This is a genomic window from Streptomyces sp. NPDC005181 (genome assembly GCF_040608395.1).
Classification (GTDB): Bacteria; Actinomycetota; Actinomycetes; order Streptomycetales; family Streptomycetaceae; genus Streptomyces.
The window spans coordinates 50,424-64,428 of sequence record NZ_JBEXID010000023.1 but is presented as its reverse complement, the minus strand read 5'-3'; the positions used below and the strand labels follow the sequence as shown (position 1 = coordinate 64,428).

General features: G+C 70.0%; 16 protein-coding genes and 1 pseudogene. 9 read left to right on the top strand and 8 right to left on the bottom strand.

Annotation, left to right across the window (positions count from 1 at the left end):
- Positions 1-165: 165 nt before the first annotated feature.
- Positions 166-213 (top strand): annotated as a pseudogene (locus ABZV38_RS17435) (hypothetical protein); the annotation flags it as partial.
- A gap of 262 nt (positions 214-475) precedes the next feature.
- Here ABZV38_RS17435 and ABZV38_RS17430 read toward each other — a convergent pair.
- Entirely contained in the window at positions 476-2,146 is a 1,671-nt protein-coding gene (locus ABZV38_RS17430; protein ID WP_356327886.1) for a regulator, read from the bottom strand.
- A 267-nt stretch (positions 2,147-2,413) separates the two neighbouring features.
- On the opposite strand from ABZV38_RS17430, the gene lipB reads away from it, so the two are divergent.
- The 4 genes from lipB (at position 2,414) to ABZV38_RS17410 (ending at position 5,596) form a co-directional block, all read left to right on the top strand.
- Positions 2,414-3,211 carry a lipoyl(octanoyl) transferase LipB gene (gene lipB, locus ABZV38_RS17425; RefSeq protein WP_356327885.1) on the top strand — a complete coding sequence of 266 codons (798 nt, stop codon included), beginning with the start codon at positions 2,414-2,416 and terminating at the stop codon, positions 3,209-3,211.
- A gap of 190 nt (positions 3,212-3,401) precedes the next feature.
- Positions 3,402-4,367 carry a lipoyl synthase gene (gene lipA / locus ABZV38_RS17420; protein WP_356327883.1) on the top strand — a complete coding sequence of 322 codons (966 nt, stop codon included), beginning with the start codon at positions 3,402-3,404 and terminating at the stop codon, positions 4,365-4,367.
- A 301-nt stretch (positions 4,368-4,668) separates the two neighbouring features.
- Positions 4,669-4,869 carry a hypothetical protein gene (locus ABZV38_RS17415; RefSeq protein ID WP_030970723.1) on the top strand — a complete coding sequence of 67 codons (201 nt, stop codon included), beginning with the start codon at positions 4,669-4,671 and terminating at the stop codon, positions 4,867-4,869.
- A 19-nt stretch (positions 4,870-4,888) separates the two neighbouring features.
- Positions 4,889-5,596: a DUF4191 domain-containing protein gene (locus tag ABZV38_RS17410; RefSeq protein WP_356327881.1), complete on the top strand. Its 708-nt coding sequence runs from the start codon at positions 4,889-4,891 to the stop codon at positions 5,594-5,596.
- A gap of 102 nt (positions 5,597-5,698) precedes the next feature.
- Here the strand turns inward: ABZV38_RS17410 and ABZV38_RS17405 are convergent, their stop codons facing one another.
- On the bottom strand, positions 5,699-6,166 hold the full coding sequence (locus ABZV38_RS17405) for an RDD family protein (RefSeq protein WP_356327879.1): 468 nt from the start codon (positions 6,164-6,166) through the stop codon (positions 5,699-5,701).
- Between the two features lie 277 nt (positions 6,167-6,443).
- Between ABZV38_RS17405 and glnA the strand changes: the two genes are divergently transcribed.
- The gene (glnA, locus tag ABZV38_RS17400) at positions 6,444-7,853 is read left to right on the top strand and encodes a type I glutamate--ammonia ligase (protein WP_030933685.1); all 1,410 of its coding nucleotides are present in this window, start codon (positions 6,444-6,446) and stop codon (positions 7,851-7,853) included.
- Positions 7,854-7,991: 138 nt separating this feature from the next.
- Here the strand turns inward: glnA and ABZV38_RS17395 are convergent, their stop codons facing one another.
- The 4 genes from ABZV38_RS17395 to ABZV38_RS17380 form a co-directional block, all read right to left on the bottom strand.
- Positions 7,992-8,141, bottom strand: a complete 150-nt coding sequence (locus ABZV38_RS17395; RefSeq protein WP_356327877.1) for a hypothetical protein — start codon at positions 8,139-8,141, stop codon at positions 7,992-7,994.
- 37 nt (positions 8,142-8,178) lie between these two features.
- The gene (locus ABZV38_RS17390; RefSeq protein WP_356327875.1) at positions 8,179-8,838 is read right to left on the bottom strand and encodes a DUF308 domain-containing protein; all 660 of its coding nucleotides are present in this window, start codon (positions 8,836-8,838) and stop codon (positions 8,179-8,181) included.
- A 312-nt stretch (positions 8,839-9,150) separates the two neighbouring features.
- Positions 9,151-9,636, bottom strand: a complete 486-nt coding sequence (locus ABZV38_RS17385) for an FxLYD domain-containing protein (RefSeq protein ID WP_356327873.1) — start codon at positions 9,634-9,636, stop codon at positions 9,151-9,153.
- A 271-nt stretch (positions 9,637-9,907) separates the two neighbouring features.
- Entirely contained in the window at positions 9,908-10,177 is a 270-nt protein-coding gene (locus tag ABZV38_RS17380) for a hypothetical protein (RefSeq protein ID WP_356327872.1), read from the bottom strand.
- 120 nt (positions 10,178-10,297) lie between these two features.
- Here ABZV38_RS17380 and ABZV38_RS17375 point away from each other — a divergent pair, with 120 nt between their 5' ends.
- Positions 10,298-10,657 carry an arsenate reductase family protein gene (locus ABZV38_RS17375; RefSeq protein ID WP_356327870.1) on the top strand — a complete coding sequence of 120 codons (360 nt, stop codon included), beginning with the start codon at positions 10,298-10,300 and terminating at the stop codon, positions 10,655-10,657.
- Between the two features lie 11 nt (positions 10,658-10,668).
- Here the strand turns inward: ABZV38_RS17375 and ABZV38_RS17370 are convergent, their stop codons facing one another.
- The gene (locus ABZV38_RS17370; RefSeq protein ID WP_356327868.1) at positions 10,669-11,550 is read right to left on the bottom strand and encodes an alpha/beta hydrolase; all 882 of its coding nucleotides are present in this window, start codon (positions 11,548-11,550) and stop codon (positions 10,669-10,671) included.
- 68 nt (positions 11,551-11,618) lie between these two features.
- On the opposite strand from ABZV38_RS17370, the gene ABZV38_RS17365 reads away from it, so the two are divergent.
- Positions 11,619-12,068, top strand: coding sequence for a MarR family transcriptional regulator (locus ABZV38_RS17365; RefSeq protein ID WP_356327866.1), 450 nt, complete (start codon positions 11,619-11,621; stop codon positions 12,066-12,068).
- A 269-nt stretch (positions 12,069-12,337) separates the two neighbouring features.
- Positions 12,338-13,000 carry a hypothetical protein gene (locus tag ABZV38_RS17360; protein ID WP_356327864.1) on the top strand — a complete coding sequence of 221 codons (663 nt, stop codon included), beginning with the start codon at positions 12,338-12,340 and terminating at the stop codon, positions 12,998-13,000.
- 63 nt (positions 13,001-13,063) lie between these two features.
- Here ABZV38_RS17360 and ABZV38_RS17355 read toward each other — a convergent pair whose 3' ends face one another.
- Positions 13,064-13,975, bottom strand: coding sequence for a Gfo/Idh/MocA family oxidoreductase (locus ABZV38_RS17355; RefSeq protein WP_356327862.1), 912 nt, complete (start codon positions 13,973-13,975; stop codon positions 13,064-13,066).
- Positions 13,976-14,005 lie beyond the last annotated feature (30 nt).

Genomic DNA, 14,005 nt, shown 5'->3' with positions numbered 1-14,005 from the left:
TCCCCCGGTCCCGGTCCAGGACCGCGCTCCCCGCCGGACGGGCCGAACTCCCGGGCCCCGCGCGGCAGTCCGTGCAGGACCTGGCCAGGCATCGTGCTGACGCTCACCGAGCACGGCGCACTCGGTGCGTAGGGCTACCGCTTCGAGAGCACGGACGCCGTCCGCATCGAAGCCGCCTCCACCCACGGTCTGTTCTACGGGACGCGCACGCTCCTGCAGCTGCTGCGCACCGCACCCGATCACCTGACCGTGCCGAAGGCCCGCTCCACCGACCGTCCCGCCCAGCCGGTCCGGATGACCCTGCTCGACGCGGGCCGCAAGTACTGGCAGCCGGAGTACCTGGAGAAGTTGGTCCGCCGGATGGCCGACCAGAAGCTCAACTCCCTGTTTTCCGATCCTTCCGGTCCGGGCCACCACCCGATCTGTCGCGCGCAGGACTCACGCCGAAGTGTCACCCGCGGTCACGCGGGAGGGATCACCCGAGAGCCGCGACCCGGTCCCGGTATCCGCGTACCGCCGCCGCGTCCCGGTACGGCTCGAGACGACGCTCGAACTCCCTCACGTACTCCGTCGCGCGCACCGACCGCATCTCCGCCGCCTGCTGGGCCGCCTCCGCGCCGAGCAGGCACGCCTGGTCGAGCTCACCGAGCCCGAGCCGGGCGGATGCCAGCACCACCCGGCAGAACAGCCTGCTCCGGGCGTACATCGGGGCGCGCAGCTGGAGCGAGCGCTCCGCATACTGCGCGGCGGACCGGTACTGCTGCAGATCGCGGTGGCAGTGCCCGAACTCGTCGGCGAGCTGCGCCTCGTCGAAGTAGCGTGCCCAGTGCGGTACGTCGTCGCCGGGCCGGGCCGTCTCCAGCGCGTGCTCCGCCCGCGCCAGCGAGGCCGCACACGTCCTGGCCTCGCCGAGCACACCGTGCCCGCGCGCCTCGACCGCGTGCAGCAGGGCCATGACGACGGGCGGCGCCGACGAGCCGACGCCCTGCTGGGCGACCCGCGCCAGCTGGACGGCTTCCCTGCCGTGTCCGAGATACACCGCCTGCCGGCTCATGGTGATCAGGACGTAGCTGCCGTACCCCCGGTCCCCCGCTGCCTGGGCGAGCCGCAGTGCCTGGACGAAGTAGCGCTGAGCGAGGCCGTGCGCCGCGATGTCGTACGAGGTCCAGCCCGCCAGCCGGGTCAGATCGGCGGCCGCCGAGAAGAGCCGCCGCCCGATCGCCTCCCCGTAGGTCCCGCGGAGCATGGGCTCTGCTTCGTGCTCCAGATAGCGGACGAGAGCCTGGCGGGCGTGGCCGCCGCCGTAGGTGTGGTCGAGGGTGCGGAAGAGCTCACCGACGGAACGCAGGGCGGCGACATCGCCGCTGCTGACCTTCTGGCCGGGGCCACGGTCGATCTGGCGCTGCCGGGGGACGCGGGGTGCGCCGGGTGCCGGAGGTACGAGGTGCACCAGAGGTGCGGGTGAGGAGAGCGGCCCGGAGGGCCTGACCGGCGCGGGCCCACGGGCGCCGGGCCTGCTGCCGGGCCCCACTGACCCGTTCTGCCCGTTCACCCCATGTAATCCATGCCCGCCATGGGCACCACGGGTCCCGTTGAGCCCTGCCGCCCCGCGGGCACCGCCGCCCGCGGACGCCCCCGGCACCCCGCGCACCCCACCGGTCCCCCCGCTGGGCGCAGCGGCCTCACCGTTTCCCCGGGCCACCCACTCGTCGGCCCGTCCGATCAGCCAGTCCCGGCTGGGCACCACGAGCCCGGCCGGGGTGAAGGCGATCTTCCGCAGCTCCGCATGGCTGCCCGAGTCCTTCCGCCAGAGCCCGCTGACGATGTCCACCGCCTCGCTGGGCGTGGCGGCGAACTCGAGACCGGCATAGACGGGCGCGCACGCGTCGAGGCCCAGATCCTGCGCGGAGAGCCGGCGCCCGAGCCGCCGGGTGAAGACCTCGGCGATCAGGGCGGGGGTGGTCCCGCGCGGCTGCTGGCCGCGCAGCCAGCGGGTCACGGACGTCTTGTCGTACCGCAGATCGAGACCGTGCTCGAGGCCGAGCTGGTCCACCCGGCGGGCGAGACCTGCGTTCGAGAATCCGGCTTCGGTGATGAGCGAGGCGAGCTGGCGGTTGGGTGTGCGCTGCGGAGGTCGTTCCGACATCAGCTGTACGGTCTCCTGCCTTCGGGGCCGGGCGGGCAGCCCTTATGGAACGGCGCGAATTTAGCGGGACCTACGGCGGCCGAAGCCTCCTTCGCTTCACATTCATCCGATCGTGTGAGGATTGGGGATGGCGCTGACGGGAACGACCTGCCGGGCCGTCGTTCCCGGGACGGTCGTACAGTGGCCCGGGGCGCGAATCACTGCATGGTGACGTGGTTCCGGGGATACTCCCCGGCTCCCGGCACCGCAAGTAGGAAGGCATCTGTCGTGAGTGAGCTTCGGTTCGTCCGGCTGGGATTCGGCGAGGAAGCCGTCGACTACCAGGAGGCGTGGCAGAAGCAGCGCGAGGTGCACGCGGCCCGGTTCGAGGACACGGTTCCCGACACCTGTCTGCTGCTGGAGCACCCGCCGGTCTACACGGCCGGACGGCGCACGACCGACAGCGAGCGCCCCCTGGACGGCACTCCGGTCATCGATGTGGACCGCGGTGGCAAGATCACCTGGCACGGTCCCGGGCAGCTCGTCGGCTACCCGATCCAGAAGCTGCCGCGCCCGGTGGACGTCGTGGCGCATGTCCGCCGACTGGAGGACGCGCTGATCCGTACGGCTGCCGAGTTCGGCCTGGAGACCACCCGGATCGAGGGCCGCAGCGGGGTCTGGGTGCTGGGCGACCCGGTCGAGGAGCGTCCGGCGCTCGGCGGCCTGACGCTCGACTTCGATCCGCGACTGCACGACGAGGAGTTCGACCCGCGGCTGAACGGCCCCGAGTACGCCCCGTCCAACGCCGGCCAGCGCCGCGAGGACCGCAAGCTGGCGGCGATCGGCATCCGGGTCGCCAAGGGGGTGACCATGCACGGCTTCGCACTGAATGTGAACCCGGACAACACCTGGTTCGACCGGATCGTGCCGTGCGGCATCCGCGACGCGGGCGTCACCTCGCTCGCGTACGAGCTGGGGCGCGACATCACGATCGCGGAGGTGCTCCCGGTTGCCGAGAAGCACCTGAAGGACGTCCTGGAGAACGCGGAACTCGCGCCACGCGAGATCGACCGCGCCTCGGCCTGACCCAGCCCCTCCGGCGCGTGAGGCCCGGGGCCCGGGGCGGAGTCCCCGACCGATGCCCACGGACCCGGCCGCCCCGGGAATGGCCCGGCCCGTCCGCTGGTTGCCCAGGGGTGAGGGCCACACCCCGACCGTACAAATAGCGGGCGTATTCTGGTGTTCGCCGAAGAATCGAAGTCGTAGGGAGCCGGACGTGTCCGCTGTCGCACCCGACGGGCGCAAGATGTTGCGCCTGGAGGTCCGGAACAGCCAGACCCCCATCGAGCGCAAGCCCGAGTGGATCAAAACCCGGGCGAAGATGGGCCCCGAGTACAACCAGCTGCAGAAGCTCGTGAAGAGCGAGGGTCTGCACACGGTGTGCCAGGAGGCCGGCTGCCCCAACATCTTCGAGTGCTGGGAGGACCGGGAGGCCACATTCCTCATCGGTGGCGACCAGTGCACCCGTCGCTGTGACTTCTGTCAGATCGACACGGGCAAGCCGCAGGCGCTGGACCGGGACGAACCCCGCCGCGTCGGCGAGTCGGTCGTCACGATGGACCTGAACTACGCCACCATCACCGGCGTCGCCCGCGACGACCTGGAGGACGGCGGCGCCTGGCTTTACGCGGAGACCGTGCGCCAGATCCACGCGCTGACGGCGGTGCGCGAGACCGGCGCCACCAAGGTCGAGCTGCTGATCCCCGACTTCAACGCGGAGCCCGAGCAGCTCGCCGAGGTCTTCTCCTCGCGCCCCGAGGTGCTCGCGCACAACGTCGAGACGGTGCCGCGGATCTTCAAGCGGATCCGCCCCGGTTTCCGTTACGAGCGTTCGCTCGAGGTCATCACGCGGGCCCGCGAGGCGGGCCTGGTGACCAAGTCCAACCTCATCCTCGGCATGGGCGAGACCCGCGAGGAAGTGAGCGCGGCGCTCCAGGACCTGCACGACGCCGGATGCGAGCTCATCACGATCACGCAGTACCTGCGGCCCTCCGTGCGCCACCACCCGGTCGAGCGGTGGGTGAAGCCGCACGAGTTCGTGGAGCTCAAGGAGGAGGCCGACGAGATCGGCTACTCCGGTGTGATGTCCGGGCCGCTGGTCCGTTCGTCGTACCGCGCAGGCCGGCTTTTCCAGCAGGCGATCGAGCGTCGCGGGGCCGTCGCCCCTACTCCCGCGGCCTGACCCGGGCTGTGTGAAACCGAGCACAAGAGGCTACCCAGCGGTAGCGGCTGATTGACGCGGTCCTTACGTTCCCCGCAGGTCGGGGACGCGTATGGGCCGCGTCGACGTGCGCGACGCCCATATCAAGGTTTCATTGGTGTTTGACCGACCGGTCATGCGCTGGTAACACCGAGCAGTGACCCTGGATTCACGCAGCGCAGTGGTTTCACAGCTGCCGCCGTCGCTGCTCCCCGTGTCCAGCCGCGCTATCCGTTTCCGTAACAGACTCACTTCGCGCATCCGTTCCGAGGGGAATTCCACGATGCAGGCCGTGCCGGTACGCGCAACCGCCATCCCGTCCGTCACCGATGCTCTCCGCGCCGTCGAGTCGCTGCTCCTGAGCAGCGGCCAGCGCACCGCCCGTCGCAACGCCTGGACGGCGGTCCTCGAGGACCGCCGCCGGGCCAAGGACCGGGTCGAGACCGCATACGTACTGGAGGCCGTGGCCGACCATCGGTCCTAGGCCACGTAAACTTCAGTACATGGCGAGGAAGGCAAACACTGACGGCGCGGACAGCGCCGAGAACGCGGGGCGACTCAAGCAGATCGCCCTGACCTACAAGATGACCCGGCGGACCGACTCCAAGATCGGTCTTGTCGTCGCGGGTGTGGGAATCGTCACCTTCGGTGTCCTCCTCGCCATCGGCTTCTTGATCAACCACCCGATCTACCTGGGCATCCTGGGCTTCGTGCTGGCCCTCCTCGCGATGGCGATCGTCTTCGGACGGCGTGCCGAGCGGGCGGCCTTCGGACAGATGGAGGGACAGCCGGGCGCTGCGGCGGCGGTTCTGGACCGCATCGGCCGTGGCTGGACCACGACGCCCGCGGTCGCAATGAACCGCAGCCAGGACGTCGTCCACCGGGCTGTCGGCAAGGCGGGCATCGTGCTGGTCGGCGAGGGCAACCCGAACCGGGTCAAGGTCCTGCTGGCGGCCGAGAAGAAGAAGATGGCCCGCATCGTCGTGGACGTACCCGTGCACGACATCATCGTCGGCAACGGCGAGGGCCAGGTGCCGCTGAAGAAGGTCCGCGCCAAGATGCTGAAGCTGCCGCGGGTCCTGACCGGCCCGCAGGTGACGGCGGCCAACGACCGGCTCCGGGCCATGGGCGACCTGATGAGCAACATGCCACTGCCGAAGGGCCCGATGCCGAAGGGCATGCGGATGCCGCGCGGCGGCAAGATGCGCTGACGCAGTCACTGCACAGCACATGAGCAAGAGGGCGGGTCCCGAACCACCGGTTCAGGGACCCGCCCTCTTCTGCTCTGTCACGTGCGCCCGGTCACATCACACTCAGATCCGCACCTGGACGGCGCGGGCGAGCCGGTCGTGCAGCCCCCGGCCGTCGCGGTCCCAGACCAGGGCCGGGATCGCCAGGCACAGCAGCACGCTCCGCACGACCACCCGCCCGAGACCGAGCCGGCCACCGCCCTCGGCGACGACCCGAATGCCCAGGATGCGCTTGCCCGGCGTACAGCCGACGGTTCCGACGGTGAGCACACTCAGTACGAGGAAGATGCCGAGCGCCCAGTTTCCGGCCGCCTGCTGGTCACCGCGAGCGAACAGCCCGTATGCGATCAGCATGCAGAGCGCCCAGTCGATGAGGAGGGCGCCGAAGCGCCGGCCGAGCGGGGCGATGGCCCCCGGGCCCTCCTCGGGCAGACCGAGCCGCTTGCCCCGGTACCCGAAATCGACGCCCATCTCCTCGGCTGCCGCGCGCGGCCCGGAGAGCCACGATCCGATTGCTTGCCTGTTGTCCACCCGACCACGGTACTGCGCCCGCCTCCCCGCCCTGCCGGGCGGGGCCCATGGCCGCCCGGGGCCCCGGACGTCGCCGCCGCCCCCACCGGACCCTTCCCGGACCCGGTGCAGGACCCCGGGATGCCACCCGCACCCGGCCCGGTTAACTTCTGCGAAACAAATGGGTCATGCTTGAGAAATCCGGTCTGCCTATGGTCGGGTCCAGCGTGTGCCACCGCACTGGCCGCACAACGAGCTACAACCCCGCCCCTCCCGGGTCGGGAGTAGGAGGAGTTGGATGTTCCAGAACGCCGACGACGTGAAGAAGTACATCGCCGACGAAGACGTCAAGTTCATCGATGTCCGGTTCTGTGACCTGCCCGGTGTGATGCAGCACTTCACCATCCCGGCAGCGGCCTTCGACCCGACCGAGGAACTGGCTTTCGACGGCTCGTCGATCCGCGGCTTCCAGGCCATCCACGAGTCCGACATGGCGCTCCGCGCGGACCTGTCGACCGCCCGTGTCGACCCCTTCCGCCGCGACAAGACCGTCAACATCAACTTCTTCATCCACGACCCGATCACCGGCGAGCAGTACAGCCGTGACCCGCGCAACGTGGCCAAGAAGGCCGAGGCGTACCTCGCCTCCACCGGCATCGCCGACACCGCGTACTTCGGTCCCGAGGCGGAGTTCTACGTCTTCGACAACGTCCGCTTCCAGACGTCGGCGAACGAGAGCTTTTACCACATCGACTCCGAGGCCGGCGCCTGGAACACCGGTTCGGAAGAGAACAACCGTGGTTACAAGGTCCGCTACAAGGGCGGCTACTTCCCGACCCCGCCGGTCGACCACTTCGCCGACCTGCGTGCCGAGATCTCCCTGGAGCTGGACAAGAACGGCCTCCAGGTCGAGCGCCAGCACCACGAGGTCGGCACCGCCGGCCAGGCCGAGATCAACTACAAGTTCAACACGCTGCTCGCCGCGGCCGACGACCTGATGCTCTTCAAGTACATCGTGAAGAACGTCGCCTGGCGCAACAACAAGACCGCGACCTTCATGCCGAAGCCGATCTTCGGTGACAACGGCTCGGGCATGCACGTCCACCAGTCCCTGTGGGCCGGCGGCGACCCGCTGTTCTACGACGAGCAGGGCTACGCGGGCCTCTCGGACATCGCCCGCTACTACATCGGCGGCATCCTCAAGCACGCCCCCTCCCTCCTCGCCTTCACGAACCCGACGGTGAACTCCTACCACCGCCTGGTCCCCGGCTTCGAGGCCCCGGTCAACATGGTCTACTCGCAGCGCAACCGCTCGGCCGCGATGCGTATCCCGATCACGGGCTCGAACCCGAAGGCCAAGCGCGTCGAGTTCCGCGCCCCGGACCCGTCGTCCAACCCGTACCTGGCCTTCTCGGCGCTGCTCATGGCCGGCCTCGACGGCGTGAAGAACAAGATCGAGCCGGCCGAGCCGATCGACAAGGACCTCTACGAGCTGGCTCCCGAGGAGCACGCGAACGTCCAGCAGGTCCCGACCTCGCTCCCGGCCGTCCTGGACGCGCTCGAGGCGGACCACGAGTACCTGCTCGCCGGTGGCGTCTTCACGTCCGACCTGATCGAGACGTGGATCGACTACAAGCGGACTCACGAGATCGCCCCGATCCAGCTGCGCCCGCACCCGCACGAGTTCGAGCTGTACTTCGACATTTAAGGACACCCGAGGTCGGAACAGGTGTTTCTGCTCGCCTGGGCCGTCTGTGGGCCGTCGGCCGTGCTCTTCCGTCACCGGAAGGCACGGCCGACGACCCTTTCTGTCTGACTCGTCCGGCCTGCGACTTGCTCGCGAGGTTCAGCCGGTGGCGGCGAGGACGGGTACGAACGTGGAGGCGTACAGCGCGGCGTGGATGTCGCCGAGCCTCTTGCCGGCCTTCTCGTTGGCCGGCGCAACGACCGCAGCGAACAGGGGGCGGCTTCGCTGGTACCACCCGCGCTGATCCACCCCCGATCCGCAGTTCTGGCATCAGCGCGTCAGCGCGTCAGCCAGGCTCCCCCGGCGACTTCGCGCCCTGGCGATGCACCAACAGCCAGACCCCTACCGCCAGGAGCACTTCGGCCAGGCCGAGGAGGAGGAGCCACAGTCCGAGCAGCCGGGCGAGGGCAACCGCCGACCCGACTGGATAGGCCAGCACCACGACACCGGCGATGATGCCGAGTGCGCCGAAAGCCAACGTGAGCCCGCGCTGCGTGAGTTCCTGGGACGCGACGGCGATACCAACGGTCACCAAACCGCCCAGCAGCCAGAACACGCCGACGAGCAGCGTGATGACACCGATGCTCTGCAGTGGATGGCGCAGACACAGTACGCCCACCAAGATGGCGAGCAGTGCCAGGAAGTAGGACAGCACACGATCCCCGGCGCCGGTCTCGTCGCGTGTGAGCGTGGTGACGAAGCGTATGCCGCCGATCACAAGGAATTGCAGACCGATGAGAACCGCAATGACCTTGACGGTCTCGTGTGGCCAGCTGAGCAGCAAAATGCCTGCCACGAGCGTGACGATGCCCATGGCCAGCGACCAGGTCCACGATCTCCCGAAACCCATCGGGTCGGTCCGTCGGCCCGCGGTCCCGGGCGAAGAGGGTTCGCGCATGGCGACCTCCGCCTTCTCCTTCGCACCGGCCGCGAGCCGGCCGGCCACGCATGGCCGGCCGTACGCGTCCGATGGAGTCCCCGCCGGCCGCCTGATCATCAGATGGCTGAGCTGCGGAAACGTCCTCTGGGAACGGCTCTGATGCTCCGTCGTATCTGCCTCCATTGGAACACCACCGCGTGGTGCGCGCTCTCCCAGCAGCAACCCGCACGTCCCGTACCCTGCTCGGAGCAGAAGTACCGGACTCAGGCGTCATTGGCTGGATTGCAGCATGCATCCCGTTGCTCGAGCCCGCCCCGCACACCGGCGAGGGCCGCCGTCCCGGCCATGGGGTGGCGGCCCTCGCTGCTGTCCGCGTGGTCAGTGGCGCAGGGCCCTGGCCACCTCGGCGGTGAGGTCGCCGGTGAGGTTGCGGTTGCTGGAAGCCGTGGCGTCCTTGGAGGTGCCCGGCTTGACGTCGTCGACCGTCACCACCGTCGTGTCCAGCAGATTGCCGCCCGGGTCGAGGAAGTTGATCTGCACGATGTACGACTTGGCCGAGTCGGCGCTGTTCGTCACGGTGATCTTCGCGGTGGCCCGTCCGCCCGTACCGGCGGTCACCGCACCCGCCTTGACGTCCTTGCCTGCGTTCACGCCGTTCTTGAAGTTCTGGAGTTGCTCCTGCGCGGCAGCCGACGCCGAGGCCACCACATCGCCCCCTCTGGACGCGGCGGACGCCACGGCGGACGCGGCCTCGGACACCGTGCTGGATGGGCTGCCGCCGTCGTCCGTACAGGCGGCGGCAGCCGATGCCACGACCGCCGTCAGCAGCACAGCCCCTACGCCTCGTACGGATCGCCTTGTCATCGCGCCTCCCAGCACTCATGGATCCGTCCCAGTCAAGGCGGAGGCGGGGCGGCCCGCATGCCGCGCACGTCGATCGGGTGACGGCTCGCACCGCGGGCTCGCGGGCCGGGGCGACGGCGGCGACGCCGTCGGGGGTGCTCGCGCGCCACCTGCCGGACGGCCTCGGCGTCTTGGGCCCTTGCGGCTGCCGGCTGCAGTGGTCGTGCCCCGGGCCCGCGTGGCTGTGCCCCCGGGCAGGGTCCGGGGGCACAGGTCCGTCAGCAGTCGGCCGTCAGCGCCCGTAGCGGATCAGGGCGCGGACCATGCGGCAGGTCGTGTCGGACGGCGGGTGGATTCCGATGCGGTCGGCAGTCGTGCGTATCGTGTCGTTGTCCGCGCTCGACGGGTAGTACACGCCTGTATCGAGCAGAGCGATCGCCAGGCGCATGGCCTTCAGGCGGCGGTTGTGCGAGATGTACCACTCACGGGGCCGGCCCGCGGGGAGCGGCTTCTTCTGCAGGGGCTTGTGGAGCGGCTTGGTCGTGACTGCGGCAACGGCCATGGGCAACCTCCTGGCACGGTCGTGAAACCCTCACGAACTACCTCTATTTTACGGCCCACCACTGACAATCGCCCCTGGCCAGGGGGGCTTTCGCGGCGTCCGTCCCGTACCGTTGGCCCCATGGAGATCTGGATCAATCCCGCGTGTTCCAAGTGCCGCAGCGCGGTGCAGTTGCTCGATGCGGAGGGAGCCGAATACACCGTCCGCCGTTATCTGGAGGATGTGCCGTCGCCGGACGAGATCCGGGCCGTGCTCGACCGGCTCGGGCTGGAGCCGTGGGACATCACGCGGACGCAGGAGGCGGACGCGAAGGAGCTCGGGCTCATGGAGTGGCCGCGCGAGGCCAGTTCGCGGGAGCGGTGGATCGCGGCGCTCGCCGAGCATCCGAAGCTGATCCAGCGGCCGATCATCACCGCGGAGGACGGCACGGCTGTCGTGGCGCGTACGGAGGAAGCCGTCCGGGACGCGTTGGGGCGCTGACGCAGTCGGAACTACTCGATGAGCAGGAAGTCCTCGATCCTGCGGTTGAGTTCGGCGGCGTCCGGGGCGTGCAGTGGCAGCGTGTGGTGCGTGGCGCCGGGGATCGTCGCCGTCTGTGCGTGCGGGAGCAGCCAGGTCGCGGTGGCAGCGACCTCTGCGGCGTTGTGGGCCCGGCTGTTCTCGGCCGGCAGGATCAGAGTCGGTACGTTCAGCGTGCTCAGGGCATCGGGCGTGGGACGTCGGCCGGTGACCGGCCGGGTGGCCGGGAAGCCGGCGGCCTCGTCGCGCAGGTGCAGCCATGTCGGGTCGAGCGTGGCGGCGGCCGTCTCCCAGCTCATGAAGGTGCGCGTGTGTTTCGCGCTGGGGCGGAGCAGCATCGGCAGCGCGTGCAGCAGATAGCCGGGGCGGAAGCCGGCGAAGCACTGGGTCGGGTCCACAAGGATCAGTTTCCGGACGCGGTCGGGTGCGTGCAGGGCGTAGTGGAGCGCGATCCAGGCGCCGTAGGAATGGCCGCAGAGCGCTGCCGATGCGACGTTCAGGACGTCCAGCACCGCATCCAGCCAGGCCGTCAGGTCCGTGACCGTACGGATCGGGCGCTCCCCCACGCTGCGGCCCGGCTCGCCGATGAGGTCCACGGCGTGGACGCGGTGGCCGCGGCCCAGGTGGGCGGCCTGGGCGAACCAGACGGTGGAGGTGGAGCCGCCTCCCGCCAGGAGCACCAGAGGCGGGGCGTCCTCGGGGCCGTAACTGTTGATACGGGTGGTGCCGTACGGGGTGGGAACGTCGGAGTGGGTCGTTCCGGCGGGCCACTTGGCCGCCAGGACCGCGTCGTACGTGGCGAGGAACGACTCGGCGACGGCTGCCTCGGATGATCCGCGTGATGTGGTTGCCATGGGGTGCCTCCCGAGTGGGTGCCCTTGGTTATTATCTCGCTCAGCGAGATAATAAGGGAGGAGGACCGGTGAGCGAGCAGAGTCCCGAAATGGAGATCGTCCATCTGCTGCGCAAGGTGACGGTCGAATTCGGGCTGCGCCAGGCCGAGTTCGCGAGACGCCACAGCATGCACCCCACCGACGTACGCGCCTTGATCTGCCTGCTCGACGCCGAGCGGGCGGGCACCGATGCGACCGCTGGATGGCTCGGTGCGCAGCTTGGACTCAACTCCGCGGGCACCACAGCCGTCATGGACCGGCTGGGACGGCTCGGCCACCTCACCCGCACCCGCGACCCGCGTGACCGGCGACGGACACTGCTGGCGGTGGACCCGCGGGCGGTCGAACTGGGCCGGTCCTTCTTCGGGCCGCTGATCGAAGACACGGTGACCGTGCTGCGCGACTTCGACGAGAGTGAGACGGCTGCCGTGCGGCGCTTCCTGTCCGCCGCGCACCAGGCGGTCACCAGCATTGCCTGACCGGCAGGGCGGTCGAGGGGCCCCGTCCGTGATCAGGACATGGCCTTCTTCACCGACTTCGTCTTCACCGGCACCGTGGACGACGCCGACGTGGCGCTGCGAGCCGAGGCGGAGGCCTGGATGAGGCTTCGGGCCCGGTTGATGTAGCAGTGGCGGAAGTCTGCGGTGCGAGGGGTGAAACGAACGCGCCTGTTACTCGTACGTAGGGACACACGCACCGCATCCGGCCCGAGCGCACCAGGTGTTCCGGCCGGGGACAGGAGCCCTACGTGTCACGCAAGAAGACCCTCAGCCGTAAGAAGAAGCTCGCCCTGCTGGTCGGGGCCGCCGCACTCGCCGGTGGAACCGCGGCCGTGCTGGCCGGGACCAGCCAGGCCGCGCAGTCGCCACCGGCGGACCGGGCGTCGTCGGTCGTCTGCACCGGACTCGCCACGGCAATCGGCAACAACGAGCGATTCATCGCCGGTCAGCGGGCCACACCGGACGCCCAGTCGGCGGCCCGGATCGCCAACCGGGAAGCTGTGATCGCAGAGATCCGGCGCCAACAGGCCGCCTCGGGGTGCGGCGGTGAGGCATCGGCAGGGGCGGCGGTGGATCCCGTCACGTCCGCCCCCGCCTCCGCACCGGCATCCGCGCCCGGGACCGTGACCCCGGCGCCGCCCGGCGGAGGGGGTCAGGTCACCGGCGGCGTCGTCTGTGCCGGGTCCACCGTGACGCTGTCCGGCGAGGGAGGTGCCCCCGCCGCGTCCAGCAATCAGTTCCCCGTCGGCACCGAGCTCAAGGTGACCAACCTGGACAACAACAAGTCCACGACGGTGAAGGTCACTTCGCCCTCAGGCAGCTGCGCCCTGCTGAACAACGCGGCATTCGAGCAGGTCCGCGAGCCGGGCAAGTTCCTGATCCGGCGCGCCCGTATCGAGCGCGTGGGCTGACGGGCCCGGGCCGGGCGGTGCCGTGCAGTACGGGACACGGCAACGCCCGGCACCCCACGCGGTTCAGGAACGCACAGCGGCCTCCGCCTCGGCCAGCAGCTCGGTCAGCCGCAGCCCGAACCGTACGTCGCAGGGATGCGGCACCCCCGTACGTGCCGCATCGAGCAGCGCATCCACCGCCACGTGGAACGCACCCACCGCGTCACCCCCGCCCGGCAGCGTGGCGACCCCTGCCTCGCCCCTGAGCTCGACCTCCGTACCCGCCGCTCCGAGTGGTGCGTCCAGCGCGAGCGTCACCGTGCTGGACGCACCGGAGGTGTGGCGGAGGATCAGATGGGTGGCGTCGGCGGGGCCGCGGGCGGCGGTCAGTTCCGTCACATCGCCGAGCACCGGGAGCAGGATCGACAGCGCGTGCGGCCCGACGTCCCACAGGCCGCCCTTGTCACGACGCCACGGCGACGCCGCGAACTCGCTCTCCGCTCCGGGGGCGTACAGCGCGCCGATCCACTGGGCGCGGGCGGTGAACCAGCCGCCCCGCGCGGCCTGCTCGGCGACCCACGCCGCGGTCGGCCCGGCGAACCGCATCGTGCAGAAGACGACGGACGCGACCTGCGCCCGGTCGGCTGCCTCGGCGACCTCACGGGCCCCGGCCACCGTCGTCGCGACCGGCTTGTCCATCAGCAGGTGGCATCCGGCGGCCGCGGCGCGGGCGGCGAGCGGGGCCTGGACGTCCGGCGGCAGGGCGAACGCGACGGCGTCGCTCGCGGCGAAGAGTTCGTCGACACCGGCGTCGCCGGTGTACGCCTTGGTGCCGTGGGCGGCGGCGAGCGCGTTCGCTGCCTCGGGGCGGCGGCCCCAGACACCGCTGAGCACGACGCCGGGGTGGGCGGCGAGGGCGGGTGCCTGAGTGATCCGGGCCCAGGGGCCCGTACCGAGAAGACCGATACGCAGGGGAGCGGCGGGTGGTGTCGTCATGGGTGCCAGTCTGCCTGGTCCGCGTATCAG